General features: G+C 67.6%; 20 protein-coding genes and 1 pseudogene. 7 read left to right on the top strand and 14 right to left on the bottom strand.

The window, feature by feature from the left end; all coding sequences use genetic code 11:
* The 4 genes and pseudogenes from BIU82_RS16935 to BIU82_RS16920 form a co-directional block, all read right to left on the bottom strand.
* A pseudogene (locus BIU82_RS16935) lies at window positions 1-210 on the bottom strand (DUF456 domain-containing protein); the annotation flags it as partial.
* 43 nt (window positions 211-253) lie between these two features.
* A complete protein-coding gene (locus BIU82_RS16930; RefSeq protein ID WP_070350616.1) occupies window positions 254-1,477 on the bottom strand; it encodes an NADP-dependent malic enzyme in 1,224 nt (407 codons plus the stop codon).
* Window positions 1,478-1,768: 291 nt separating this feature from the next.
* Window positions 1,769-2,410, bottom strand: a complete 642-nt coding sequence (locus BIU82_RS16925) for a TetR/AcrR family transcriptional regulator (RefSeq protein WP_070350615.1) — start codon at window positions 2,408-2,410, stop codon at window positions 1,769-1,771.
* 106 nt (window positions 2,411-2,516) lie between these two features.
* Window positions 2,517-3,776 (bottom strand): MFS transporter, encoded by a 1,260-nt coding sequence (locus BIU82_RS16920; RefSeq protein ID WP_070350614.1) that lies wholly within the window; start codon window positions 3,774-3,776, stop codon window positions 2,517-2,519.
* 107 nt (window positions 3,777-3,883) lie between these two features.
* On the opposite strand from BIU82_RS16920, the gene rraA reads away from it, so the two are divergent.
* The 3 genes from rraA (at window position 3,884) to BIU82_RS16905 (ending at window position 7,841) form a co-directional block, all read left to right on the top strand.
* Complete coding sequence (rraA, locus tag BIU82_RS16915; RefSeq protein WP_070350643.1) at window positions 3,884-4,357, top strand: ribonuclease E activity regulator RraA; 474 nt, start codon at window positions 3,884-3,886, stop codon at window positions 4,355-4,357.
* Between the two features lie 106 nt (window positions 4,358-4,463).
* A complete protein-coding gene (locus BIU82_RS16910) occupies window positions 4,464-6,128 on the top strand; it encodes an MDR family MFS transporter (RefSeq protein WP_070350613.1) in 1,665 nt (554 codons plus the stop codon).
* Window positions 6,129-6,386: 258 nt separating this feature from the next.
* Window positions 6,387-7,841, top strand: a complete 1,455-nt coding sequence (locus tag BIU82_RS16905) for a sugar porter family MFS transporter (protein WP_070350612.1) — start codon at window positions 6,387-6,389, stop codon at window positions 7,839-7,841.
* Between the two features lie 5 nt (window positions 7,842-7,846).
* Here BIU82_RS16905 and BIU82_RS16900 read toward each other — a convergent pair whose 3' ends face one another.
* The 3 genes from BIU82_RS16900 to BIU82_RS16890 form a co-directional block, all read right to left on the bottom strand.
* Window positions 7,847-9,073: an MFS transporter gene (locus tag BIU82_RS16900; protein ID WP_070350611.1), complete on the bottom strand. Its 1,227-nt coding sequence runs from the start codon at window positions 9,071-9,073 to the stop codon at window positions 7,847-7,849.
* Window positions 9,074-9,128: 55 nt separating this feature from the next.
* Complete coding sequence (locus tag BIU82_RS16895) at window positions 9,129-9,566, bottom strand: MarR family transcriptional regulator (protein ID WP_070350610.1); 438 nt, start codon at window positions 9,564-9,566, stop codon at window positions 9,129-9,131.
* A gap of 81 nt (window positions 9,567-9,647) precedes the next feature.
* Complete coding sequence (locus BIU82_RS16890) at window positions 9,648-10,145, bottom strand: GNAT family N-acetyltransferase (RefSeq protein ID WP_070350609.1); 498 nt, start codon at window positions 10,143-10,145, stop codon at window positions 9,648-9,650.
* Window positions 10,146-10,600: 455 nt separating this feature from the next.
* On the opposite strand from BIU82_RS16890, the gene cycA reads away from it, so the two are divergent.
* Both cycA and BIU82_RS16880 read left to right on the top strand, forming a co-directional pair.
* Window positions 10,601-12,070, top strand: coding sequence for a D-serine/D-alanine/glycine transporter (gene cycA, locus BIU82_RS16885; RefSeq protein WP_070350608.1), 1,470 nt, complete (start codon window positions 10,601-10,603; stop codon window positions 12,068-12,070).
* Window positions 12,071-12,232: 162 nt separating this feature from the next.
* A complete protein-coding gene (locus BIU82_RS16880; protein ID WP_070350607.1) occupies window positions 12,233-12,733 on the top strand; it encodes an Imm26 family immunity protein in 501 nt (166 codons plus the stop codon).
* A gap of 7 nt (window positions 12,734-12,740) precedes the next feature.
* Here BIU82_RS16880 and BIU82_RS16875 read toward each other — a convergent pair whose 3' ends face one another.
* Together BIU82_RS16875 and BIU82_RS16870 are read right to left on the bottom strand one after the other, a co-directional pair.
* Window positions 12,741-13,547 (bottom strand): SDR family oxidoreductase, encoded by an 807-nt coding sequence (locus BIU82_RS16875; protein WP_070350606.1) that lies wholly within the window; start codon window positions 13,545-13,547, stop codon window positions 12,741-12,743.
* Window positions 13,548-13,564: 17 nt separating this feature from the next.
* Complete coding sequence (locus BIU82_RS16870; RefSeq protein ID WP_070350605.1) at window positions 13,565-14,350, bottom strand: SDR family oxidoreductase; 786 nt, start codon at window positions 14,348-14,350, stop codon at window positions 13,565-13,567.
* 300 nt (window positions 14,351-14,650) lie between these two features.
* Between BIU82_RS16870 and BIU82_RS16865 the strand changes: the two genes are divergently transcribed.
* Window positions 14,651-15,454 carry a MoaF C-terminal domain-containing protein gene (locus BIU82_RS16865; protein ID WP_070350604.1) on the top strand — a complete coding sequence of 268 codons (804 nt, stop codon included), beginning with the start codon at window positions 14,651-14,653 and terminating at the stop codon, window positions 15,452-15,454.
* Between the two features lie 126 nt (window positions 15,455-15,580).
* Complete coding sequence (locus BIU82_RS16860; RefSeq protein ID WP_070350603.1) at window positions 15,581-16,096, top strand: phosphoribosyltransferase; 516 nt, start codon at window positions 15,581-15,583, stop codon at window positions 16,094-16,096.
* Window positions 16,097-16,117: 21 nt separating this feature from the next.
* On the opposite strand, the gene BIU82_RS16855 is transcribed toward BIU82_RS16860, so the two are convergent.
* From BIU82_RS16855 to BIU82_RS16835, 5 genes are read right to left on the bottom strand one after another with little or no spacing between them, the layout of a single operon-like run.
* A complete protein-coding gene (locus BIU82_RS16855; RefSeq protein WP_070350602.1) occupies window positions 16,118-19,846 on the bottom strand; it encodes a glycoside hydrolase family 32 protein in 3,729 nt (1,242 codons plus the stop codon).
* A 36-nt stretch (window positions 19,847-19,882) separates the two neighbouring features.
* Window positions 19,883-21,421, bottom strand: coding sequence for a glycoside hydrolase family 32 protein (locus tag BIU82_RS16850; protein ID WP_070350601.1), 1,539 nt, complete (start codon window positions 21,419-21,421; stop codon window positions 19,883-19,885).
* A complete protein-coding gene (locus BIU82_RS16845) occupies window positions 21,422-22,477 on the bottom strand; it encodes an ABC transporter ATP-binding protein (RefSeq protein ID WP_070350600.1) in 1,056 nt (351 codons plus the stop codon).
* Complete coding sequence (locus BIU82_RS16840; protein WP_070350599.1) at window positions 22,474-23,430, bottom strand: ABC transporter ATP-binding protein; 957 nt, start codon at window positions 23,428-23,430, stop codon at window positions 22,474-22,476. The genes BIU82_RS16845 and BIU82_RS16840 overlap by 4 nt, the downstream gene beginning before the upstream one ends.
* On the bottom strand, window positions 23,427-24,425 hold the full coding sequence (locus BIU82_RS16835) for an ABC transporter permease (protein ID WP_253182825.1): 999 nt from the start codon (window positions 24,423-24,425) through the stop codon (window positions 23,427-23,429). The genes BIU82_RS16840 and BIU82_RS16835 overlap by 4 nt, the downstream gene beginning before the upstream one ends.
* Window positions 24,426-24,427: the final 2 nt, after the last annotated feature.

The following is a 24,427-nucleotide window of genomic DNA, read 5'->3' as shown; positions in this document are numbered from 1 at the left end:
GACCGCACTGGCTGCCATGCCCGCAGCTACGAACGTGAGGCCGACGCCGAAGACCACCCAGCCTGCCGTGCCGGCTCCGCCCCACAGGGCCCAGGCCAGCAGGCTCGCCCCGACCAGGATGCTGCCGGGCAGCACAGGAATGACAGTGCCAGCAACACCCACGGCAATGGCCAGGCCGCACAGGATCGTGACGATGGTTTCCCCGCTCATGTCCGCCAGTCTATTGGGCGGCAAACCAGCAACGCGGGGTCAGTTACGGCCCATCCGGGTGCCAAACATGGGCCGTAACTGACCCCGCGTTGGGGTGTGGCGAGGATTTACTCGGCGCAACGCGGGCGTCGAGCGGGCTCGGCACGATGTAGCCGGCGGAGAGGTCTTCCTCGGCAAGCTCGGCGATGGCACGCGCCGCGGCAATCTTCATGTCCGGCGTGATCCGGCGGGCGCCGGCGTCGAGCGCTCCGCGGAAGATGCCCGGGAAGGCGAGCACGTTGTTGATCTGGTTCGGGAAGTCGCTGCGGCCGGTGGCGACGACGGCGGCGTACTTCGCCGCGACTTCCGGCAGCACCTCGGGGTCCGGGTTGGACAGCGCGAAGACGATCGAGTCTTCGGCCATCAGCTTGAGGTGCTCTTCGTCCAGCTTCGAGGAGGACACGCCAACGAAGACGTCGGCGCCCCGGAGTGCCTCGCCCGGGCCGCCGCTGATGCCGCGCGGGTTGGTGCGTTCGGCCATGCGGGCCTTCTTGCTGGCCGGGTCCGCCGCGATGTCCGCGCGGGCGCTGTTGATGGCGCCCTTCGAGTCGAGCAGGATGACGTCCTCCACGCCCGCGGTCAGCAGGAGATCGGCGACGGCGATGCCTGCGGCTCCGGCGCCGGAGACCACCACCTTCAGGCCGCTGAGTTCGCGCTTGGTCACCTTCGCGGCGTTCGTGAGGGCGGCAAGGACGACGACGGCGGTGCCGTGCTGGTCGTCGTGCATCACGGGGCAGTCGAGGGCTTCGATGAGGCGTTCTTCGAGTTCGAAGCAGCGCGGAGCCGAGATGTCTTCGAGGTTCACGGCGCCGAAGCTCGGCCGGAGCCGCACCAGGGTTTCAATGATCTCCTCCACATCCGTGGTGTTGAGGACCAGTGGGATGGAGTCGAGGTCGCCGAAGGACTTGAAGAGGGCGGACTTGCCCTCCATGACGGGGAGGGAAGCGCTGGGGCCGATGTTGCCGAGGCCGAGGACGGCGGTGCCGTCGCTGACGACCACCACGAGGCGTTCGGCCCAGGTGTGGGTGCGGGCGAGTTCGGGCTTGGCGTGGATGGCGCGGCTCACCTGGGCCACACCCGGGGTGTAGGCGATGGAGAGATCGCGCTTGTCATTCAGGGGAACGGTGCTGGACACCGATAGCTTGCCGCCCTCGTGGGCCGCGAAAATTTCCTCTTCGCTCAGGACGAGCGCTTCTTCATTGCCGGTACCGATGGTTTCCGTGGACACGTCGTTGTTCTCCTCAGGCTAGCGGTGGGCCCGCCGGACGGGACGTCCTAGTCCGGGCCTTACACAAAAGGGGGGCATGTGAGGAGCCTTGGAACGGGCCAAGGGTGGTGGCCCGGCTGCTTCTCCTGCAGTATGGGCCGCTGGCCGCTTCGGTTCTGCCATGGTAGGCAAGCCGGAAAGCGCTTTTTGTCCGGGCGCAGGGCCGAAGCAGTGGTGAAACGTTTTCTCAGCCAATTTGGTGACCCTGATCACGCAAAAACGCGCCAAAATTGCGCCGCTGGTCTAGGCCAGTTACTTCGTTTGCGGCGGTTCGCCCAGCAGGGCGCAAGCGTTCTTGAGGTCCTTCTCGGCGTCGAAGAGCGACAGCCGGCGGCAACCGACCAACTGGACCAGACCACTTACGGTATGCAGCAGGATCCGGGCGCGTCCGGCGTCGTTGTTGACTGCCACCACCACGGATTCGGCGAGCGCGTCGATCTCGCGCAACAGCTCCGGGATGTCCCCGTCCCAGCTGTCCGAACTGCGGGTCAGGCAGTGTTCGACGGCGGGTTGCATCACCCGCAGGTGGAAGATCTCCATGAGCAGGCCGGTCAGCCCGTGCCGGCCACCGCGCTGCGGCACCACGTCATCTGCGAGGCGTGCCGACTTCGCCTGCCCGCCGCCCAGCTCACGCAGCTGCTGCCGGTAGACGGCAAGCATGAGGTGCGCTGTGGAGGGGAAGTAGCGGTAGAGGGTGCCGAGTGGAACGTGGGCGCGGGTCGCGACGTCGGAGAGGCTGACGGTGTCGAACTGCCGCTGGGTGAAGCCCGCCGCGGTCTTCAGGATCCGGGCATAGCGCAGCTGCTGCCTTGGCGTGGTGGGGGCAGCTGCCATCCGCGGCAGTCCCGCTGCAAGGTCCAGCGAATACGGTTCCAGGTAATTCTCTTCGGGCATGTCCGGCGATCTGTGAGCACTGATCCGTGGGGCGCTTCGGGCGGCGTCCAGGGTGACGTGAAGATTTTACGGCAGGAACGTGGGAGTTGTCTGGGAGCGGAATCCCCTACGCCACGCTCTTGATCTTCACCACGAACACCGCGCCGAGGAGCCCGATCACCGCCGCTGCCACATAGAGGGACACATACCCGCCCCAGTAGGTGACGAACGGGAACGCGATGAGCGGCGCCACCACCTGCGGCAGCGAGTTGGCCACGTTAATGACGCCGAGGTCCCGGCCACGGTCCAGCGCGGTGGGCAGCACCTGGGTGATGAGCGCGAAGTCCACGGCCAGGTACGCCCCGAAGCCGATGCCCAGCACCAGGGCGCCGGTGATCGCGCCGGCCCAGGTGGGGGCGAAGCCAAGGATCAGGCTGGCCAGCGCAATCACGCCCGAGGACACAATGACCAGCGGTTTCCGCCGGCCCATGCGGTCGCTCAGGGCGCCGCCGATCACGCTGGTGACGATCACCATCACCGCATAGAGGCCCGTGAGGATCAGCACGCCGAACTCCGGCGCGATGCCCTGCGTCTCCTGCAGGTGCACGGCGTCCTTAAGGAAGAACAGCAGGTACAGGGTGACCATGTGGTTGCCGATGTTCACCAGCAGCCGGGTCAGCCAAGCCCACGCGAAATCGGGGTACTTCACCGGCGACACCCAGAAGCCCTTCGCGAAGGCGGCCAGGCTGAACGGCGGGCGGGCGGCGGCAGCCAGCGGGGCGTCGTCGCTCTTGAACAGATAAAGGACGACGCCGGCCACCAGCGCCGCGGCGCACACCAGGTATCCGGCGGCGAAGTTCCCCGCGACCGCCGAGGCGATCACCGCACCGATCAGGATGCCGACCGTCTGGCCCATGGCCGCAAGGCCACCTACTGTGCCGCGCTGCACCACCGGCACCCGGTCCGGAATGGCGGCGGTCACCGCGGCGTAGGCGCCGTTGCAGCCGGCCTGGACCAGGCACCACAGGATGGTCATGACGGCGACGTTCGGCGCACCGGCCAGGCCCACCAGTGCGGCGGCGCCGAGGATGGCCCCGAGCAGCACCCACGGCACGCGACGCCCGTAGCGGGACGCCGTGCGGTCGCTGAACGCGCCGAACAAGGGGTTGGCCACGAGCGACACGGCGGCGCCGCAGCCCGTGACCAACGCCAGGATCGCTTCCTTCTGGCCTTCGTCGAAGTGGATGGCCTGCTGTCCGAGCAGCACCTGGATGGGGCCGAAGAACGCGGCATTGATGCCCAGGTTGACCAGCACGACGCCGGTGATCCACAGCGGGCGGACACGCTCCACCGGCTCGGCGAGTGCCGTCGTCGTGCTCTGGCTCATGTGGTGCTCCCCCTGGCGAGTAATGGTGATGATTCAGCTTATTCCTTGGCGTGGCGTTCGGGGTGGCGGGGTTAAGGTGGCAAACAACAGAGCAAGGAGAGTCAATGATGAACGAGCAGCTGAGCACCGCCGACCTCTACGACGAGCGCGGCGACGAACTCGCATCCATCGCACTGCAGTTCCAGGACCTGGGCGGTCACAGCCACTTCAGCGGTCCGGTGCGCACGGTGAAGTGCTTCGAGGACAACGCCCTGGTGAAAACCGTCCTCGGCACCCCCGGCGAAGGCGCCGTGCTGGTGATCGACGGCAACGGCTCGCTGCGCACGGCCCTCATGGGGGACATGATCGCCGAAAGCGCCGTGCAGAACGGCTGGGCCGGCGTCGTCATCAATGGCGCCATCCGGGACCGCCTGGCGCTGGCGAAACTGCCCTTCGGCGTGAAGGCCCTGGGCAGCAACCCGAAGAAGAGCAGCAAGACCGGCCGCGGCGAAGTGGATGTCCCCGTGGTGATCGACGGCGTGCACATCGAACCGGGGAACATGATCTACTGCGATCCGGACGGCATCCTCGTGGAACCGTAGGGCCCGCAAGGTCTCCGGCCTTCCAGGGAATACAGCGTGAATTAGGATAGTTACTGAAAGCAACTATCCGTTCGCTTATCCAGCCACGCCTTCCCTTGGAGGACCGATGCCCACATCCACCCCCGTCCGGGCACCCGGCGAAGTCCTGACCCACCGGCAGACCCTGACCGTCATGGTGGGCCTCATGCTCGGCATGTTCCTGTCTTCGCTGGACCAGACCATCGTGTCGACGTCGATCTACACCATCGCCAACGACCTCGACGGCCTCTCCCTGCAGGCCTGGGCCACCACGGCCTACCTCATCACATCCACGGTGAGCACCCCGCTGTACGGCAAGCTCAGCGACATCTTCGGCCGCCGCCCGCTGTACCTGCTGGCCATCCTGATCTTCCTTGCCGGTTCGCTCTACGCGGGCTCGGTGCACTCCATGACGGAACTCGCCGTTGCGCGCGGCATCCAGGGCATGGGCGCCGGCGGGCTGCTGGCCCTCGCCCTGACCATCATCGGCGACATCGTGGCACTCAAGGACCGCGCCAAGTACCAGGGCTACTTCATGTCCGTCTTCGGTATTTCCTCGGTGCTCGGCCCGGTGATCGGCGGCGCCTTCGCCGGCTCGGCAAACATCCTGGGCTTCGACGGCTGGCGCTGGGTCTTCTTCATCAACCTGCCGATCGGCCTGGCGGCACTGGTGGTGGTCTTCATGTACCTGCACCTGCCCGCCCGCCATGTGAAGCAGAAGATCGACTACTGGGGCGCGGCTGCCATCACCCTGGCAATCGTTCCGCTGCTGCTCGTGGCCGAACAGGGCCGCAGCTGGGGCTGGACCTCCGGCGCGTCCTGGCTGTGCTACGGCCTCGGCGCCATCGGCATCGTCGCCTTCCTCCTGGCCGAGCGTCACGCCGGGGACTACGCGCTGATTCCGCTGCGGCTGTTCCGCAACGCCACCTTCGGCTTGTCCTCGCTGCTGAACTTCATCATCGGGATCGGCATGTTCGGGGCCATCGCGATGCTCCCGATGTACCTGCAGCTGGTCAAGGGCCTCACTCCCACCGAGGCGGGCCTGATGATGATCACCTTCACGGTGGGCATCCTGGCCGGTTCCATTACCGCCGGACGCACCATCTCGGCGTCGGGCACCTACCGGATCTTCCCGATCCTCGGCACCGGCGTCCTCACGGCGGCCGCCGTCGTCATGGGGGTCTCGCTGGGCGTGGACACCGGGCTCTGGGTTCCCGGCCTGATCGCCGTGTTCTTCGGCATGGGCTTGGGCTTCTGCATGCAGCCGCTCACCTTGGCCATGCAGGTTTCGGTTCCGCCGAAGGACATGGGCGTGGGAACGTCGACGGCGGCCTTCTTCCGTTCCATGGGTGGCGCCGTGGGCACCGCGGTGTTCATCTCGATGCTGTTCAGCCAGGCCGCGGACCGGATCGGCGAGCGCATGAAGGAGGCGGCGTCGAGCGCGGACTACCAGGCGGTGCTGCGTGATCCTGCCGTGGCCGGGGACCCCGCCAACGCCAAGCTGTTCGACTTCTTCAAGAACGGCGCCTCGAACGAATCGCTCAATGACACCAGCTGGCTGCACTCGGCCAACCCGGTGCTGACGCGGCCGATCACCGAGGGTTTCGCCCAGGCGATCGACGCCGTCATGCTCACCGCAGCGGGGCTCACCCTGTTGGCATTCCTGATCAGCTTCGCCCTTCCCAACAAGAAGCTGACGGACCCGAAGGCTGCTCCGAAGGAGACGGACGCCGAGGCCGCAGCGGCCCACTGACGCTCCGTCACGGAAGGGCTCGCAAAGGACCCGCAACAGACCGCAACGGGGGCAAGCGTTGACGCGCTTGCCCCCGTTTTTCATGCCCGCGTGGCACCAAGGTGCGCAGAGTCACATGCCTTCAACTCTTTAACACAATGGAAATCAAGCGCTGTGGCGTGCCACACTGTTTACCGCGAGTGCACCGGCGCCTCCATTGGAGTTCAGCAGCCGACGATAGCCGCGCCACCCAAGCCACCCAGTCCTCAAGGGAGAGCCATGTCCATTTCCAGTTCCGGCAAACAACCGGGAGTCCACCGCAAGGTCATTGGCCTCGCCGTCGCGGGCGCAGTGGGCGGCTTCCTGTTCGGCTTCGATTCCTCGGTGGTCAACGGTGCCGTGGACGCCATGAAGGACGAGTTCGCCCTGAGCGAGGCCGTGACGGGCTTCGCCGTGGCCATCGCCCTGGTCGGTTGCGCAGCCGGCGCCTACCTCGCCGGCAAGGTGGCCGACCGCCACGGCCGCATTCCCGCAATGAAGCTCGGCGCCCTGCTGTTCCTGGTCAGCTCCGTGGGCACGGGCCTGGCGTTCGGCGTCTGGGACCTGATCTTCTGGCGCCTGGTGGGCGGCCTGGGCATCGGCCTGGCGTCGGTGATCGCACCCGCGTACATTTCCGAGATCTCACCGCGGCAGATCCGCGGCCGCCTCGCTTCCCTGCAGCAGCTGGCCATCACCAGCGGCATCTTCGCAGCCCTGCTGTCGGATGCCCTGCTGGCCACGTCCGCAGGCGGCGCGCACCACGATTTCTGGCTGGGCCTGGAAGCCTGGCGCTGGATGTTCATCGCCTGCGCCCTCCCGGCGGCCGTGTACGGCGTGATCGCCTACACCCTGCCCGAATCCCCGCACTTCCTGGTCCTCAACGGCAAGGAAGACGCCGCACGCAAGACCTTCGACGCCCTCATGCCCGGTGACGACACCGAACGGCACATCCGGGAAATCCGCGAATCCATCCAGCAGGACCAGCTCTCCGCGCGGAAGGGTTCGCTGCGCGGCAAGGCATTCGGCCTGCAGCCCGTGGTGTGGATCGGCATCATCCTGTCCGTGCTCCAGCAGTTCGTGGGCATCAACGTGATCTTCTACTACTCCACCACCCTTTGGAAGGCGGTCGGCTTCCAGGAGAAGGACTCGCTCACCATCTCCGTGGCAACCTCCATCACCAACATCCTGGTGACCCTGGTGGCCATCGCCCTGGTGGACCGGATCGGCCGCCGTCCCATTCTGCTGGCCGGATCCATCGGCATGGCGGCGTCCCTGGGCGCCATGGCCGTGGCGTTTTCCACGGCCACCGGCAGCGGCGCGGACATCTCGCTTCCGGGCGCCTGGGGCCCGGTGGCCCTGGTGGCGGCGAACCTTTTCGTGGTCAGCTTCGGCGTGTCCTGGGGTCCGCTGGTGTGGGTGCTGCTCGGCGAGATCTTCCCGTCCCGTATCCGTGGCCGCGCGCTCGGCCTTGCCGCCGCGGCACAGTGGGTGGCGAACTTCGCCATCACCCTGAGCTTCCCCGTCATGGCGGCCGGTTCGCTGCCGCTCACCTACGGCATGTACGCCCTTTTCGCGGCGGCGTCCTTCTTCTTCGTCATGTTCAAGGTGCCCGAGACCAACGGCATGTCCCTGGAGCAGGCCGAAACCCTGTTCGTTCCCAAAGGCGCCAAGGTGGAACCGCTCGAGACCAAGTAGCCGGGCTACACCAGGTGCGGTTCGTGGGCTGCCAGGAATTTCCGGCCGCCCACGGCCACGGCGATCGCCAGGAGCAGCGCCACGGCACCGGCGAAGAACGGCAGCTGCGGCCCGAAGTGTTCGCCCAGCTGGGCGGCGGCGAACGGTGCCAAGGCGCCGCCCATCCAGCGCACGAAGTTGTAGCCGGCAGAGGCCACCGGCCGCGGCGAATCCGAGACCTCCATGGCCAGCTCGGTGTAGAGGGTGTTATTGATGCCCAGCAGCGCGCCGGCCACGATCACCAGTGCGACGACGGCCGTCACCGAGTGCCCCGCGGCCAGTCCTAGCCCCACAAGGTCCAGCATGAGGGCTGCCAGCGTGCCGACCAGGACGTTGTTCGTACCGAAACGGCGCTGCAGGATGGGCGCCACGAATACCGAGAACACGGCCACGGCCACGCCCCAGCCGAAGAACACCGCACCGATTCCGTAGGCATCCATGCCCAGGATGAACGGGGTGAAGGCCAGGATGGTGAAGAAACCGTAGTTGTAGAAGAGCGCGCTGGCCGCCGTGGTCCGCAGGCCCTTGTGGCCCAATGCGAGCAGCGGGTCACGCAGGCGGGCCTTCTTCGCCGGGGCGGGCGTCTTGGGCAGCAGCACCATGAGGGCGATGAACGCCACCGCCATGAGGACGGCGGTGCCGAAGAACGGGGCGCGCCACTGCCAGCCGCCCAGGAGTGCGCCGAGCAGCGGGCCGAGTGAAATGCCCAGGCCCAGGGCGGCTTCGTAGAGGATGATGGCGGTTCCGGCCCCGCCGCTCGCGACGCCGACAATCACCGCCAGCGCAGTGGCCACGAACAGCGCGTTGCCCAGGCCCCAGCCGGCACGGAAGCCCACCAGCTCACCGACCGATCCGGACATTCCGGACAGCGAGGCGAACACCACGATCAGCGCCAGGCCGATCATGAGCGTCTTCTTCCCGCCGATCCGGGAGGACACGAAGCCGGTCACCAGCATGGCCACAGCGGTGACCAGGAAGTAGCTGGTGAACAGGAGGGACACCTCGCTGGGCGTCGCGTCCAAATTGGTGGCAATGGCCGGCAGGATGGGGTCCACCAGCCCGATGCCCATGAACGCGAAGACGGCCGCGATGGCGGTGGCCCACACGGCTTTGGGCTGCTTGAGGAATGAGGCCTTTTCGGCGTCGAGGGTTTCTTCTGCTGGCTGCAGGTGCTCTGCGAGCTGGCCGTTCATGTGGTGATGCTCCTGTTGCTGTTGGTGGTTGCCGCGGCTGGGTTTGCGGGACTGATCAGCCGCGCACCGAGTTGTTGATTTTGTGGAACACCGGCAGGGCGGCGCGGACGGCGTCACGTTCGGCCGGATCAAGCGTGGCGAGGATGGCGGCGATGCGCTCATTGCGGTGCTGGTCGGCATGCCCGACGGCGGCCCTCCCCTCAGCGGTGAGCTGCACCCGGACGGCCCGGGAGTCGTCCGGATCGGCTTCCCTGCGCAGCAGTCCGGCACGTTCGAGGCGGATGATCTGCTCGGTGGCGCTGGGGACCTTGACCCCCAGGTCGCGGGCGATTTCGCCTACCCGGGCGCCGCCGTCGTACGCCATTTTCAGTACGCCCAGCTGGGCGGAACTCAGCTCCGCGTCGTCGTCCAGCCGGCGGAGGACATACACGCTCTGGCGGAGGGCGTCGCGGAATTCCTGGGCGAGGCCGGTGAGGGCGTTGTCGGCGTTCATACTTAGGAAGCCTAATAGTTAGGGCACCTAAAGTAAATGGAATGTGGCGGAGCAGACAGCGCACGGGACTTCGGGCGGCGCTCAGAGCGCGAGCTTCATGCCCTCATGGCTGGCGACGAAGCCGAGGCGTTCGTAGAAACGGTGCGCGTCCGTGCGGGACTTGTCCGTGGTGAGCTGGACCAGGCTGCATCCTTTCGCCCGCGCTTCGTCGACGGCCCAGCCGATCATCAGGGCGCCAAGGCCGCGTCCGCGGAGAGCTTCATCAACCCGCACCGCCTCAATCTGCGCGCGCCAGGATCCGCGGCGGGACAGGCCAGGCAGGAAGCTCAATTGGAAGGTGGCCACCACGCTGCCGCCCAGCTCGCCGACCATCAGGAGGTGCGCGGGGTCGGCGTCGATGGCTTCGAAGGCCCGCTCATAGGGCGCGGGATCGGACATGTCCTCGCGCTTGAGCTGGTCGGCGGCGAGCAGCCCGAGGATGGCGGGAAGATCCGAACGCACGGCGCGGCACAGGCTGAACGTTCCGCCGTCGACGGCAAACGCCGCCAGGGCCGGCCGATCCGCAGGAGTGGAGGTCATGGACCCAGCGTGCCATGAAAGGGCGCGGCCGGCCGCACATGGGGATGCGACCGGCCGCGGGCCCGCCTGGTCTCAGGTGGCAGGCCCGGCGCCGCCAATGGGGGATGGCAGCGCCCCGCCCGGCATGCAGGTCCCCCGGCGCCGGCTGGATGATCGCAACTACCGGCCGTCGACGCGGGGCATCGGGCGATAGTTAAGTACGGGCCCGCGGCGAATCGTGACGCGGCTTTCCGAAGAATTTTTTCCGGACGCGTGCTGCAGGCTTTCCGGTGCGTTTCGCGGGTACTTCGGCGGTGCTTCAGCGGCGTTTCAGCGCCCTCATCCGGACGTTCGGTCGGAATATGAAATTCAGCAGGAGGCCCCGATCACGTGTTTTTTGCCCAGAAGGGTTACCGTGGATAGGTCGTTTTGTTAGCCAGATCACTCATCTGGCGAATCACTCAAAGGACCTACATATGTCTGAGCAGACAACCACGGGGCAGCGCGCTGCCTCCAGCAGGGACAGCGAGCCCCACCTCTCACGCTCGCTGAGCAACCGCCACATCCAGCTCCTCGCCATCGGCGGGGCGATTGGAACGGGCCTCTTCATGGGCTCCGGCAAGACCATCTCCGTGGCAGGCCCCTCGGTGATTTTCGTGTACATGATCATCGGCTTCATGCTGTTCTTCGTCATGCGCGCCATGGGCCAGCTGCTGCTGTCCAACCTCAACTACAAGTCCTTCAGCGACTTCGCAGGCGACCTCCTTGGCCCCTGGGCGGGCTTCTTCACCGGCTGGACCTACTGGTTCTGCTGGGTGGTCACGGGCGTTGCCGACGTGATCGCGATTGCCGGTTACGCCAACGAACTCTGGCCGGGCATCCCGCTCTGGATCCCGGGCCTGGCCACCATCGTCATCCTGCTCCTGCTGAACCTGCCCACCGTGAAGGCGTTCGGCGAGACGGAATTCTGGTTCGCGCTCATCAAGATCGTGGCCATTGTGGCGCTGATCGTGGTGGGCCTGGTGATGATCTTCACCGGTTTCCAGTCTTCGGCAGGTGCGGCAAGCTTCGCCAACCTCTGGCAGCACGGCGGCTTCTTCCCCAAGGAATTCATGGGCTTCGTGGCCGGCTTCCAGATCGCCGTCTTCGCATTCGTGGGCATCGAGCTGGTGGGCACTGCCGCGGCCGAAACCAAGAACCCGGAGCACAACCTCCCCCGCGCCATCAACGCCATTCCGGTGCGCGTGATGCTGTTCTACGTGGGCGCCCTCATCATCCTGATGTCCGTCACCCCGTGGACCGAATTCAAGGCCGGCCACAGCCCCTTCATTGCCATGTTCTCCCTGGCAGGCCTGGGCATCGCGGCCACCGTGGTGAACCTGGTGGTGCTGACCTCCGCCATGTCCAGCGCGAACTCCGGCATCTACTCCACCTCGCGCATGGTGTTCGGCCTGGCGAACGACGGCGACGCCCCCAAGGTGTTCGCGCGCCTGTCCAGCCGCAAGGTTCCGCAGAACGCACTGTTCCTGTCCTGTGTACTGCTGCTCGCCGGCGTCGTGCTGCTCTACGCGGGCAAGGACGTGGGCGCCGCGTTCGACATGGTCACCACCGTGTCCGCCGTCTGCTTCATGTTCGTGTGGTCGATCATCCTGGCCAGCTACCTCGTGTACCGGAAGCGCCGCCCGGAACAGCACGCCGCATCCACCTTCAAGATGCCCGGCGGCATCGTCATGGTGTGGGTGGTCTTCGCCTTCTTCGCCTTCCTGGTGTGGGCACTCACCACCCAGCCGGACACCCTCACCGCGCTGCTGGTAACGCCGATCTGGTTCGCCATCCTGGGCGTTGCCTACACCGTGGTCCGCAAGTCGCCCGTGCACCAGGCACGCGTGGCTGAGTGGAAGGCCATGTCCGACGGCGAAACCGCCGCGGCGGCCGCCCGCAGCTAGCGTCCGGATTCAGTAACGGAAAAGCAGTCCTCCTCCACAGGTTTAGTTGTGGAGGAGGACTGCTGGGTTTAAGGAGCCATTTCCAACTCACGAAGCTAGAGTCGACTGCACACCAAGACTTGTCCGCTGGGGCATGGCATGGCTCGCCCAGAACGGAAAATAATGACCGAGAGCGTGACGAATCTCCGCGTGCTTAAGCCGTCCAGGAAGAAGCCTCAGCCGGGCGATGTCTTCGCCTTCCAGCTCGCCGAGAAACCGTTCCTCTTCGGACGCGTGATCTCGACGGAAGTGCGCTGGACTGTTGCGCAGAACGCGCTGCCCGCGATCTTGATCTACATCTTCCGGGATCAATCGCTCGAGAAGACCGTGCCCGAGCGAGTTCGCCTGCGTCCGGACCGTCTGCTCGTTTCGCCAATGATGACGAACAGGCTTCCGTGGTCACGCGGATATTTCGAGACCCTCGTCAACATCCCGCTGGCCCCGGAAGATGTGCTCCCCCAGCACTGTTTCCTAAGCGCGTGGAGGGGACAGTACTTCGACGACCATGGGGTTGAACTTCCCGGACCGATCGAGCCGGTTGGCGATTACGGGCTACACAGCTTCCGCACAATCGACGATGAAATCAGCGACGCTCTGGGTGTGCCGCGAGTAGCCGGGGATTGAACGGGCCCTACACCACCCCATCAAACGCAATGGTGGGCAGGTCCACCACGTGCGCGCCGCCGTCGGCCACGATCGTTGCTCCGGTGATGTAAGAGGAGTCCACGGACAACAGGAAGTTCACCACTCCCGCCATCTCGGCGGGTTCCGCGGCGCGGCCCAAGGGGACGTTCGCGGTCACGGCACCGTAGGCTTCCTCGCGCCCGGACAATCCGGCGCCCTCGGCGAACTGGTCCATTTCGGCGTCGGCCATGGGAGTGCGCACCCAGCCCGGGCACAGCGCGTTCACGCGGACGCCGTAGCGGCCGTAGTCGCGGGCCAGGGAACGGGTGAGCCCGATCAGCGCATGCTTGCCCACGGTGTAGCCCGCGACATTCGGCCCCGCGAACAGGCCTGCCAGCGAGGACACCACCACGGCGCGCCCGCCGTTCTGCTTCAGCTGCGGCAGCGCCTCGCGGAGCGTGGTGAACGCCGTGGTCAGGTTGGCGTTGAGGCTCGCCTGCCACGCGGCGTCGTCGGTGTCCTCCACGGACGCAAAGCCGTGGCCGCCGGCGTTCGCCACCACCATATCCAGGCGGCCGAACTTCTCCACGACGGCGTCGACGGCGGCGCGCGCCTGCGCGGCATCCGCCACGTCCGCGGCCACGGGGAAGGCGCCGTGCTTCTGCGCGACGGCGTCCAGCGGCTCCCGTCGACGGCCCGCGACGGCGACTTCCGCGCCTTCCTGCAGCAGCCGGGCGGCGATGGCCTCGCCGATGCCGGTGCCGCCTCCGGTCACGAGGGCCACCTGGCCCGCGAGGGGTTTGCTTGTTGTCACTGTTGCTCCTTAGGGGTTCAGGCGGGGAAGGATGACCGGGCAAGGTAGCCGAAGTCGGACACCAGGCTGGTGCCGTTCACCGGCGCGGACGCCGGGGACGCCAGGTACAGCACATGGTTGGCCACTTGCTCCGGGCTCTGCACGGGAAAATCGCGGGCGTTCAGGGATTCGGAGGTTTCGCCCAAGTCCGTGCGGGCCATGGGCGTATCCACCACCGACGGGCAGACGCAGTTGACGCGGACCCCGTCGGCGGCGAGTTCCACGGACAGGGCCCTGGTCAGTTGCAGCACGGCACCCTTGGACGCGTTGTACGGGACCATTCCCGGCGCCGCCACGAAACTCGAATCCGAGGCGAGCAGCACCATGGCACCGGCTCCCGGGGAACTGCCGGCCGCGACGCGCAGGAAGGGGGCGCAATGCTTGGCCAGCAGGAACTGTCCCGTCACGTTCACCTCCATGACGCGCCGGAAATCGGACAGCGCAACGTCCTCCACGCCCAGGCCAACGGGCCCGGAAATCCCCGCGCACCCCACCACGGCATCGATCCCGCCGAACGCCGCCGCCGCGTCCCGCACCGCACCGCTGACCGTGGCTTCGTCGCTGACGTCGGCACGGAAGAAGCGCGACGCTCCGGCACCCGGCACCCCGGCGAGCTCGCGCTGGAGGGCCGCTCCGGCGTCGTCGTCGATATCAAGGAGCGCAAGGCGGGCGCCCTCCCGGGCGAATGCGAGCGCGCACGCCCGTCCGATCCCGGATGCGGCCCCGGACACCAGCACGGTTCTTCCCGCAAGCCCAAGGTCCACGCCGACCTCCCCTCCACAAGTTTTCCCCCATGCTGCCAGCGGATCCGAGCCGGAACGTTGACGGGCGGCGAAGGCAACTTGTCGCTGCGCGCACGCCGCCTGGACGCGCCGCCGAATGGGATACCGGGCTTGCCAATTTAGACAAGCGGCCTTCGCTCGCAGACAAGGAAGCCGCCGCGTTCGCTCCCTACGCTGGGAGCCAAGCCCGCCAGGAAACGTGACCCGGCACACAGCGGGCCAGATGCCGCCATCGCCGACGGCCGGTCCTTAAGGCCGCCGGCTGTACATAAGGACACAGCAATGAGCAACAACCTCCTCGACACCTCCACCTGGCTGCCCCTGGACGGGCTGGCTCCAGGATTCGACGCCAACAAGGCCACCCCGGTCCAGGACCTGGCCGGCAGCAAAGTCACTGTAGAGACCGACGGCGGCGGGTTCGTTTTCGACTTCGGCGGCAGCACTGTTTCCTGGAGCGCCGCGGGACGGTCCGGCGACGACCACTACGAGGCGTTCGCCGTCGCCGAGGGACTCTACTACGCGCAGTGGCACTCGGCGGCCGACCGCAACTACTCGGTCTCGCTGTTCCTGGACCTCGATTTCGGCCGGGCCCTGTTCATCGGCGCCGTGCTGGGCCAACCGGAACCCGGCGAAACCGCAGTCCGCCACCAGTTCCTCCCCGGCGTGATCGCCGGTTCAGCCCCCGCGGGCGATCCGGTGGCGGAGACCACTGCCCTGATCGGCCGCCGCGTGGAGTGGGTCTACAGCGACATCCACGCCTACGAGCACGTCTACCTGAGCCCGCAATGGTACACGTGGCAGTGCCTGGCCGGACCGGAGCGCGGCCTGGCGGACACCGACACCAACACCACCTTCCAGATCCGCCCAGGCATCTACGTCTTCACCTGGCGCGAAAAGGTCATCCCCTGCGGTTCGGTGACCATCGCCGACCACCGGGATGTCACGGCCATCCGCTCGCACGGCTATCTGTTCGGCTGGGACGAGGCAGGCACCGAGCCCGTGCACTTCACCTTCGGAGCCCACGGCCGCCTGATCAGCATGACCACGCACACCCCGCAGTACGACCCCGCGTTGCCGCTGGGCTAAGTTGCCCGCCCCTCCCTCCGCGAGTTGGCAGTTCGCGGCAGTGTTGATGCGAAACACTGCCGCGAACTGCCAAACGGGCGAAGAAGGCCTGACGCCGTTTGGTATCCCAAGCGGTATCTTTGGGGAATGACAATCCTCGACGATTCCGGCGCCGCCGTCCTCCCCGAACCCGAACGCGAAGTCCTCACGTGGGACGACTTCGGCGATGCCTCCCGTGAACTCGCCCAGACCGTGGTGGACAGCGGCTTCCAGCCGGACGTCGTGGTCGCGATCGCCCGCGGCGGGCTCCTGCTGGCCGGTTCCATCGCCTACGCGCTCGGTGCGAAGGCCTGCGGCGCCCTGAACGTGGAGTTCTACACGGGCATCGGCACCGTGCTCCCCGAGCCCGTGGTCCTGCCGCCGATGCTGGACGAAGGCGCCCTGCACGGCAAGAAAGTCCTCCTGGTGGACGACGTGTCCGACTCCGGCCGCACCCTGGCCAAGGTGGTCGAGCTGATCGCCGATTGGGGCGCCGACGTGAAGACCGTCTGCCTCTACACCAAGCCGCGCACCATCCTGGCCCCGGACTTCGAGTGGCGTCGCACGGACAAGTGGATCACCTTCCCGTGGTCCGCGCTGCCGCCGGTGACGGCCCAGGCCTAAGGGCCCGGGCCGCCGTCGGCATCAGAGCGGGGTGACCACCAGGTCCTGGTAGGCGGCGCGGCCGTCGAAGACGTTCACGCCCACCTTCCCCGAGCTGAACTGCGCATCCGTGATGTCGATCAGCTGGCTGCCGTCCACGGAGACTGTGATGCGGTTCCCCTGGATGGCGGCATCCAGCTGGTAGCTCACGCCCTGGGCCAGCGCCAGCGGCACCTTCGCCAGGACGCCCGTGGCCGGGTTGAACACGCCGTTGACCAGCACAAACACCCGGACTTCGCGCAGGTTCGGGTCCAGGTTCACGTAGTACGCACTGGATCCGTCCGCCGAGGACCGCAGCAGCACCGAGCCGGCCCCTCCGTAGCCGCGTTCCGGGGCGAGGTCCCGGTTGCGCATGGCTCCCGCGAAGGGTTCACCGCTGAAGCGCACCGCGGCCTGCACCCGCACATCCGTGAATGAACCGGGGCTCATGGCCGTGGAGTCCTTGTCGAAGGTTCCGGCCAGGCCTGCGCCTGTGCTTTCCCAGCGGCCGCCGGGAACCACTGTGTACGCGCCCAGGTTGTGCCGGGCGGTACCGGTCACCGCGGGCAGAGGGGCCGACGGCGGCGCGCTGCTTTGCGGTGTCCCCGCCACGCGCGCGGTGTCGCTGAGCTGATGGACCTTGACGGAGACCAGCCGGGCCGTGCCGCCCGTGGCCGTGAAGGACAGAGCTGTGGAGGAGTGGTCCGGGAACACGAGCGAAGTGATCGACGCCGTCCCGTCCCCGCCGAAGACCTCCACGGAGGACGAGTCCACCAGGACCCGCAGCGTCACCCGCTTCTCGGTTCCCACCACCGTGGAACTCCACGGCGCCGAAGCGTTGTCCGCCGCGGTTCCGGCGAAGTAGCGCGTGAAGTCTTCCCGCCCCGAAGCACCCCGGTCCACGGTGACCGTTCCCGGTCCGGCGCCCGATCCGGCGTCGTACTTGACCACAGTCTCCTGTGCGCCCGTGGAACCGTTCCCCTTCCGCAACCCGAAAGCGAAGGAGGACGCACCGCCGGTGGAGGGCAGCGCCACCTCGGCCTCGAGTTCGTAGGAACGCCCGGAGGCCGCGGCCAGCGGATTGGCCGACGTCGGGGTGACAGTGACGTTGGAGGTCTGCCACGTGGAGGCCCGCAGCGACTCCTCCTCCACAACCGGGGCCTGCGTCAGCCGCAGCCCGGTTCCGGCGATGTCCACGAGTTTCAGTTCGCGCGGAATGCTGAGCTGTCCGTTCCAGCGCCCGGTGGGCGGGCTGAAGGCGTAGTCCCAGTTGCTCATCCAGCCGATCATGATCCGCCGGCCGTCCGGCGCGTCGGAGAAACTCATGGCTGCGTAGTAGTCGCGACCGTGGTCCGCCTCCAGGACCTGCGTTGCCGGAGTGTCCGGCGTGAAGCTGCTGCCGTTCCACGTTCCCGTGACATACTGCGCCGCGGACCCATTGGTGGCGCGTACCGCGCCGGTGCTCCAGTACAGCACCCAGCGCGAGGATCCCGGCTGTCCCTCCACAGGCATGGAGAAGAAGTCCGGGCATTCGAAGACGCCGCCGCGCACCCAGTCGCCATAGCCGAAGGAGCTGGCGAACGTCCAGGACACCAGGTTGGTGGAAGTGTAGAAGCGGATGTGGTCGCCGCCAGCCACCACCATCACCCACTTGCCCGCAACAGCGTCCCAGCTGACCTTGGGGTCGCGGAAATCCCAGCCGCCGTTGGCTCCGCCGGGGTTCTGGACCACGGGAGCGTCCTGGACCAACTTCCACGAACGGCCCTTGTCCGCGCTGTAGGCGGCCCGCACGGATTGGTTTCCGTTGGGGGCGTCGTGGTTGAAGGAGGTGAAGAACGCCACCAATCCTCCACCGGCCACGCCATTGAAAAGCCCGCTGGCGTTGGAAGCGTCCACCACGGCCGAACCGGACCAGGACTCCCCCGAGGCCAGGTGCGGCAGTGCGATGGGCAGTTGCTTCCAGCGGATGAGGTCCGTGCTGACGGCGTGGGCCCAGCGGCCGCGGTCCTGGTGGAACAAGTGGTATTCGCCGGCGAAGTAGACCAGGCCGTTGGGGTCCGAGCTGCTGCCGGAGTTCTGGGTGTAGTGGTAGCCGGGCTGATAGAGCCCGTTCATGTAGTCCTCCACAGCATCCGCGCGCACGTTCTGGAAGGTGGCGCTTCCACCCGCGGCCAGCAGAGCGAAGCCGCTTCCGGGTGCCGCGCCCGCGGAACCATTTAGCACGGTCGTGCCATTTAGCAGCACCGTGGCAGTGCTGCCCTTGAGCGTGAGCTGCACCCGGTTGAAGGGGTTGAGGGATCCTTGTTGCGCGGCCGTGAAACTGCCCGCCGGAAGCGTCCCCGAAAGCAGCAGGGCGCCGGTGGCGCGGTTGTACAGTTTCGCCGTTCCGGCGCCGGGATCGATCCGCAGTTCCGTGCCGCCGCTGCCGTCGGCATTGCTCCGGACCACCACGGAGGCGGTCGCCGGGGAGGCGGCGTTCAGGTCCAGGGAGGCGACGACGTCGGACGCCACCGCCGGGACGAAACGCACCGCAGTGCCGGAAGAGGCAGTTCCGCGGAGCCCGCGCGCGTCCGGCTCCCACGCCCCGGACGCAACGCGCCAACCCTGCAGGGACGTTTCGAGCCCGCGCAGCGTCATGCTCTGGAACACCGCCGTGCCGTTGTAGGACAGCAGGCCCACGTTCCCGGACGCCGCCGAAGAGTCAGTGGCCGTGATGGAAGGCGTGGCTCCATTGGGGTCCAGGAAGTCGGTCTGCCAGTAGACGGACAGCTTCGACCCGACCGCGGTGACCCGCAGCCGGTACACCTTGTTCAGCGTGATGGCCGTGGCGAAGGTGCCCAGGGTGGCATTGTCCGAGACCCGGTAGAGGCGCAGCCGCCCGGCGTTCGGGTCCACCTCGGCCGCGTAGCCGGAGGTGCCGGCGGCGTTGCTGCGGAGCAGCACCGCGCCCACCCCGTACGTGGAGGTGAGCTGGATGTCGGTGGTGAAGTCCGTGTCCGCGGGCGACTGCCCGGTGGCGACGGCCCGGATGTTGGTGTCCGCCGGCGCCGCACCCCGGAATCCCGTGGCCGTGGCCTGCCAGGCGGAGGCAGAAGAAACCGACCAGCCGTCCACGTTGGCGTCGAGCGTCCGGACGCCGGGAGCGCCGAAGTTCACGGTGCCGTTGTAGGCGTGCAGGCCAACGTGCCCGGAGTTGTAGCGGTGGTCCGTGGCGTCGATCCGTTCCACGCCGTCCACGGCGACGTAGATGCGCGGGCCGTCCACGTGCACGTCCACGGTGTAGGACTGGCCGGTGTTGAGCGGCACGGACGCCGGCGTGGTGATGTCCTGCCCCGTGGCCAGGTCGAAGAGCCGCACCCGGTCCAGGTTCGGATCGATGGTGGCCGCATAGCCGGCCGCGGCGTCGGAGGTGGCACGGAAGACGAGCGCCCCCACACCAAAAGGTGTTCCGGCGTCGACCTTTACTCCTGCGGTATAGCGCGCGGTGCCGGCCACCAGTTGCTCACTAATGGCGGCCGCGTTCTGCCCGGATTGCGCGACGGCGGTGTACCCGCCCTGCGCGGTCCGGGTCCAGCTGCCGGTGACGCCCACTGCGTCCGGCATGGTGCTGGTGGTGCTGTTGAGGGTGACGGGTCCCGGACCGAGGGCCGCCGCGGGTACGGCAGCCCCCGTTCCCGCGAAACCCGTACCGAGGACTGCGGCCGTGAGGCCGGCAACTATTCTTTTGTGCATTCAGATCGCCTTTGATCAACGGGTGAAGGAGGATTCTTACGGGAAGAGGACGCGGCCACCTCCGAAAATCTCCCCCATGGTCCAGGCGTCGAAGGACAACAGCCGGGCGGAACCTTCGGCCGCCAGGGTGACGTGGCCGCCGTCGAGCACCGGATAGGCGCGCGCGGTGAGCGGCTTGCCGTTCGCGAAGATCTCGACGGCGGAGCGGTCCACCAGGACGCGCAGGGACACCCGGCCGCCGGGCATCGGCACGGGGCCTTCCCGCGGCTCGGTGTCCAGGCCTTCTTCCTCGGCGGACAGGCTGCTGCGGCTGCGGTCCAGGAACAGCGTTCCGGAGCTGCCATCCGCGGCGAGGGAAAGTTCGACGACGGTTTCCTCGCGTCCGTCGCCGGAACCCAGGACACCCAGGCGCACCGTGGAACCGGCGGACAGCTCCAGTTCGAGTTCCAGATCCAGCTGCTTTCCGGCGATTCCCGTGTCCACCGCGCCCACCAGCACCTGGCCCGGCAGCTGGACATGTCCGGTGCGCAGCCGCTCCAGCTCGGGCACTGGCGCGAAGGACAGCGTGCCGTCCGGCGCCTGCGTCGCCACGCGGGGCAGGCTCATGACGCCGGACCAACCGGCCTCAACTGCGGCTTCCTCGGGCCGGCCTTCCTGCAGCCAGCCGAACATGACGCGCCGGCCGGACTCGTCCTTGAAGGACTGCGGGGCGTAGAAGTAGCGGCCGCCGTAGTCCAGCCGGTGCAGCGCCGCAGGTTCAAAGGAGTCCCCCGAATACCGGCCGCTCCAGTACAGCGGGTGGCGGGTGTCGCCGTCGTTCCATGCGGAGAAGACCAGCACGTCGTCGGCCGGCCCGCCGGGCCCGCCCAGCACACCGGCGCCGGAGCGGAACAGGTCCACGCACTCCCACATGGTGCCGGTCCAGTCCGTGGCCTCCTGGTCGCCGGAGGAGTCGCCGATGAACAGCGGGCCCACGTAGTCCCAGGAGCGGAGGTCCGCCGATTCGTAGAGGAAGGCGGTGCCGCCGCGGCCGCGGATGCCGGAACCCACTAGCTGCCGCCACGTCTCGCCTTCGCGCCACACGCAGTGGTCGCGGTACGCGGTGATGTCGACGCCGGCGGGCGGAGCCGCGATGACAGGGTTTTCCGGCGCCTTGCTCCAGCTCAGCAGATCCGGCGAGCCGACCGCCACGCAGGGCAGTTCCCGCTCACCGTGCCGGCCGGAGTACACCAGGGTGGGCACGCCGCCGTCGTTCACCAGCACGCCGGACCAGCAGCCGTCCCGGTCCGTATCGTCGGGACCAAGTCCCGGCTCCAGCGCCACGGGTACGTCCTCCCAATGCACCAGGTCCGTGGAGACCGCATGGCCCCAGAGGATCCGGTGGTGGAAGGCGCCCTCCGGGTTGTACTGGTAGAAGAGGTGGTACGTGCCGTTCCACTGGCTGACGCCGTTGGGGTCGTTGAGCCAGCCGGCCGGCGACACGAAGTGGAAGCGGGGGCGGTGCGGGTCGGCTTCCGCGCGGGCCACGAGTTCCCCGCGGGGGACGGTGGCGAGCGGGTGCGTCAATTCAGTCATTCAGGAAACCTTGGCTTCTGCGAGGGCGTGGCCGGCCGAGCCGGCGGCGGGGCGGTAGAGGTGGCATCGCACCCAGTGGCGGTTTTCGGGCGCGCCCACGCGGTGGCGGACGGGATGTTCGGCGGAGCAGGGCTGTTCCGGGTCGCCGTCGAACGCGCACGACGCCGGACTCATCACCGCCGCGCGCAGCTCCGCCCGGCGGACGGGGTCATAGGAGCCGGCACGCGCCGGATCCGGGACGGCGGACACCAGCAACTGCGTGTACGGATGGGCGGGGTTGGCCAGGAGGTCCAGCGATTCACCTTCCTCCACCAGTTCCCCGGCGAACATCACGGCGGTGCGGTCCGCGAGGTAGCGGGCGGAGGCGAGGTCGTGGGTGATGTAGAGCATCGAGATGCCCTGCTCGTCGCGGAGCTTGCGCATCAGGTTCAGGATGCCGATCCGCACCGAGACGTCCAGCATGGACGTGGGCTCGTCCGCGAGGATCACCTGCGGTTCCACCGCGAGCGCACGGGCGATGGCCACACGCTGGCGTTGCCCGCCGGACAGTTCGTGCGGGTAGGAGTTGAGCATGTCCGGCTGCAGGCCCACGGTGGCCATGAGTTCTTCCAGCCGCGCCTGCGCTGCGGCGGCGGTGCCGGCCTTGCCGTGGATGGCCAGGGAACGGCGCAGGAAGTGCTCGATCCGGTGGGCCGGGTTGAGCGAGCCGAAGGGGTCCTGGAACACCATCTGCAGCTGGGAGCGGTACTCGCGGGACGCCTGGAAGCGGTCCCGCTTCAAGACGTCGACGCCGTCCAGCAGGATCTCCCCCGCGCTCGGCTTTTCGAGGCGGGCCACGCAGCGGGCCAGGGTGCTCTTGCCGGAACCGGATTCCCCCACGAGGGCCACGATTTCGCCGCGGCCCAGGCTCAGGTCCACGTCATGGAGGGCGCGGACGGCCTTGCGGGAGAACAGCCCGCCGATGGGGAAGGTCTTGCTGAGGCCGCGGATTTCCAGGGCCGGGCCGGCTTCGACGCCGGCTGCGGGCGCCGCGGCGCCTGTCATGGTGCTGCTCATCGGGTGGCTCCTTCCAAGGCGCCGGTTTCCAGGAGCTCGGCACCGAACGGTGCCACGTAATGGCCGGGCGAAACCTCGGCGAGGTCCGGGATATTGCGGAACTTCACGCCGTCGGGCAGTCCGGTGAGCGGAACGCGCGGGCCGGTGAGGGGCGGGAACGCGCCCATGAGGGCCTGGGTGTAGGGGTGCTGCGGATTGGTGTGGATGTCCGCGGCCTTGGCGGTTTCCACGATCCGGCCGCCGTACATCACGGCCATGCGGTGCGAGAGCTCCACCATGAGGGACATGTCGTGCGTGATGAACAGGACGGAGAAGCCCAGTTCGTGCTGCAGTTCCTTGATCTGGGCCATGATTTCCTGCTGCACCACCACGTCCAGCGCGGTGGTGGGTTCGTCCAGGATCAGCAGGGACGGCTTGAGGGCCACGGCCATGGCGATCACGGCGCGCTGGCGCATGCCGCCGGAGAGCTGGTGCGGGTAGGACTTCAGACGGACCGGATTGATCCGCACCAGTTCGAGCAGCTCGCCGGCCCGGCGCAGGGATTCCTTGCGGGAGTAGCCGGCGTGGGTGGTGTAGATGTCAGTGATCTGCTCGCCGATGGTCAGCACCGGGTTGAGTGAATTCATGGCCGACTGGAACACCATGGCCACGTCCTGCCAGCGGAAACGGCGCAGTTCCTCCGGGCTCATGGCCAGCACGTCCTTGCCGCCGAAGCGGATGCTGCCGCCGGAAATCCGGGCCGGGTGCTTGAGCAGGCGCATCAGCGAGTTGGCAATGGTGGACTTGCCGCAGCCTGATTCCCCGGCCAGGCCGAAGATCTCGCCTGTGCCGATACTGAAGGAAACGCGGTCGACGGCGGTGGTGGAGCGGGTGTCGCCCACGTACTTCACGGTGAGGTCCTTGACCTCCAGTACGGCTTCGTGGGTGCCGAAGGAGACTTGGGAGACGGTCATTTGGCTGCCTTCCCTTCCGAAACAGGCTTGATCTTGCGCAGGCGGGGGTTGGTGACCTCGTCCACGGCGTAGTTGATGAGGGCCAGGGCGAAGGCCACCAGCGCGATGCAGAGGCCGGAGGGCACGAACACCCACCAGCTGCCCGTGAGCAGGGCGCCTTCGTTGCCGGCCCAGAAGAGGTTGTTGCCCCAGGAGACGGTGCTGACATCGCCCAGGCCCAGGAATTCCAGGCCCGCCTGCGCGCCGATGCCGTAAATGACGCAGGCCAGCAGGGTGCCCATCACGATCGACGCCATGTTGGGCAGGATTTCGCGGAACATGATCCGGCCGGCCCGTTCACCGGACACCACGGCCGCGGCCACGAAGTCCTTGGAACGGATGGACAACGCCTGCGAGCGCAGCACCCGGGCGGAGCCGGCCCAGCCGGTGACGATCAGCACCAGGATGACCGTGCCGAGCCCCGGCGGGAGGAACGCTGCCAGGATGACCAGCAGCGGCAGGCCCGGCAGGAGCAGGAACACGTTGGTCACCAGGGACAAGGCCTCGTCCACGAACTTGCCGAAGTAAGCCGAGGCCAGGCCCACCAAGATCCCCACGAAGGTGGAGGCGAAGCCTACGGTGAGGCCCACCAGCAGCGAACTGCGGGAGCCGTGAATGGTCAGGGCCATGACGTCCTGGCCCTTGGCGGTGGTGCCGAGCCAGTGTTCGGGGGACGGTTCCAGCCCCGCCATGTCCGTGATGCGGGACGGATCGCCCGGGAACAGTACCGGGGCCAGGAGCGCCAGGGCGATGAACACGAGCAGGATGCTCGCGCCCACCATCGCCTTGGTGTTGGTGAGCAGCCCGTGGACCAGGCCCTGCTTCGGCTTGCGGGGCTTGCCCGCAGCGGCGGGTGACGGAGCGGCGGGTGACTGATCGGCGGAGGCGGGTGCCGCCGTCGGGCTCGCCACAATCACTTCCGGCGCGGAAGGCGAGGGTTCAATAAAAGTCGTCATGG

The organism is Arthrobacter sp. SW1, assembly GCF_001766675.1.
Lineage (GTDB): Bacteria > Actinomycetota > Actinomycetes > Actinomycetales > Micrococcaceae > Arthrobacter.
The sequence above is the reverse complement of the archived record's forward strand: the minus strand, read 5'-3'. Positions and strand labels throughout refer to the sequence as shown.